Annotated in this window: 2 pseudogenes; one reads left to right on the top strand and one right to left on the bottom strand. The window is 67.6% G+C overall.

The window, feature by feature from the left end:
* Nucleotides 1-1125: pseudogene (locus tag WCE35_RS24335) on the bottom strand (DNA mismatch repair protein MutS); the annotation flags it as partial.
* A gap of 239 nt (nucleotides 1126-1364) precedes the next feature.
* Here WCE35_RS24335 and WCE35_RS24330 point away from each other — a divergent pair.
* Nucleotides 1365-1699, top strand: a pseudogene (locus WCE35_RS24330) (3-oxoadipyl-CoA thiolase); the annotation flags it as partial.

Genomic DNA, 1699 nt, shown 5'->3' with positions numbered 1-1699 from the left:
GTCGGGCGCCGCGCGCAAGGTGGCGCGAATGTCATCGCGCGCCGCGCCGTCTGCAACGAAGGCTGCGACCGCATCCAGCCGCCGCGCGATCGCCGTGCTGTCGGTCAGCGGCGCTGCGAGCCGCTGCGCCAAGAGCCGCGATCCGGCTGATGTGACGGTGCAGTCGATGGCGTCGAGCAGCGAGCCGCGGCGTTCGCCGGCCAGCGTCCGCGTCAATTCGAGATTGGCGCGGGTCGCCGGGTCGATCGCCATGGTGGTGCCGGCGGCCTCGCGCGACGGCGGCGACAGCGGCGGACGCTTGCCCACTTGCGTGCGGTCGATATAGGTGACGGCGGCGGCAGCGGCGGTGGCTTCCAGCCGCGACATCGCGCTCAGCCCGTCCATGGTTGCGACCGCGAAATAGTCGCACAGCCGCCGCTCGGCGGTTGAGCCATCGAAGACATCGCGGGTCAGCGGCGTCACCGCCGGCAATTCGCGCAGCAGCGGCCCGAGCTCGGGATCGCCGTACAGCGCGTCGGTGACGATGGCTTCGTTGGGATTGATCCGTGAAAGCGTCGCCGCGAGCTCGGCGGTCGCGCATTCCGTGACTGAAAATTCCGAGGTCGAGATATCGATCCAGGCAAGCCCGATGCGGTCGCCGCCGGAAGAGCCGCGGGCGCGCGCGATCGCCAGCAGGTAATTGTTGGTGCGCGCATCCAGTAGCGTGTCTTCGGTCAGCGTGCCCGGCGTCACCAGCCGCACCACGGCGCGGCGCACCACACTCTTGTTGCCGCGGGCCCGCGCGGCGGCGGGATCCTCGGTCTGCTCGCACACCGCGACGCGGTGGCCGGCCTCGATCAGGCGGTGAAGATAATCGTCCGAGCGCTCCACCGGCACGCCGCACATCGGGATGTCGATGCCCTGATGCTTGCCGCGCCTGGTCAGCACGATGCCGAGCGTTTTCGAGGCGATCTCGGCATCCTCGAAGAACAGTTCGTAGAAATCGCCCATCCGGTAGAACAGCAGGAGGCCGGGATGGGCGGCCTTGATTTCCAGGTACTGTTCCATCATCGGCGTGACGCGCGCCGGCGTCTCGGCGTTTGGCGCCGGGTCGGGTGGAACAGGGATGGATTGCTGGATCGTCATGGCGAGCGGAAACTACAAAATTTCGCCGGCCGGTCCTATCGGTTTGCCGTCTCGATGAGGGTTTTCCACCCTCTCCAGGCTGCATGATTTGGCCGGTCTGCGGGAACATGACAGACCTCGCTCAAAAGCGCTGCCGGAAGGCGCAGCCGTCAATTGACCTGCCGCGAACGCGCTCCTAAAACTTGCCGTCAATTCCGCGGCTTCCAGCGCCCAAAATGCGGCATTCAGGGAGAGATTCGATGCGCGATGTCTACATTTGCGATGCCGTACGGACCCCGATCGGCCGCTTCGGCGGCTCGCTCGCGAAAGTGCGCGCCGACGACCTGGCCGCCGCGCCGATCAGGGCGCTGATGGCGAGACATCCGAAGCTCGACTGGTCGGCGGTCGATGAGGTGTTTTTCGGCTGCGCCAACCAGGCCGGCGAGGACAACCGCAACGTCGCGCGCATGGCGCTGCTGTTGGCCGGCATGCCCGAGACGGTTCCCGGCCAGACGCTCAACCGCCTCTGCGCCTCCGGGCTCGATGCGGTCGGCGCGGCGGGCCGTGCGATCCGCGCCGGCGAGATCGATTTCGC

The sequence above is a fragment of the Bradyrhizobium sp. genome, assembly GCF_049691595.1.
Lineage (GTDB): Bacteria > Pseudomonadota > Alphaproteobacteria > Rhizobiales > Xanthobacteraceae > Bradyrhizobium.
Note: the sequence above shows the minus strand (reverse complement) of the source record. Positions and strands in the feature narration are given on the sequence as shown.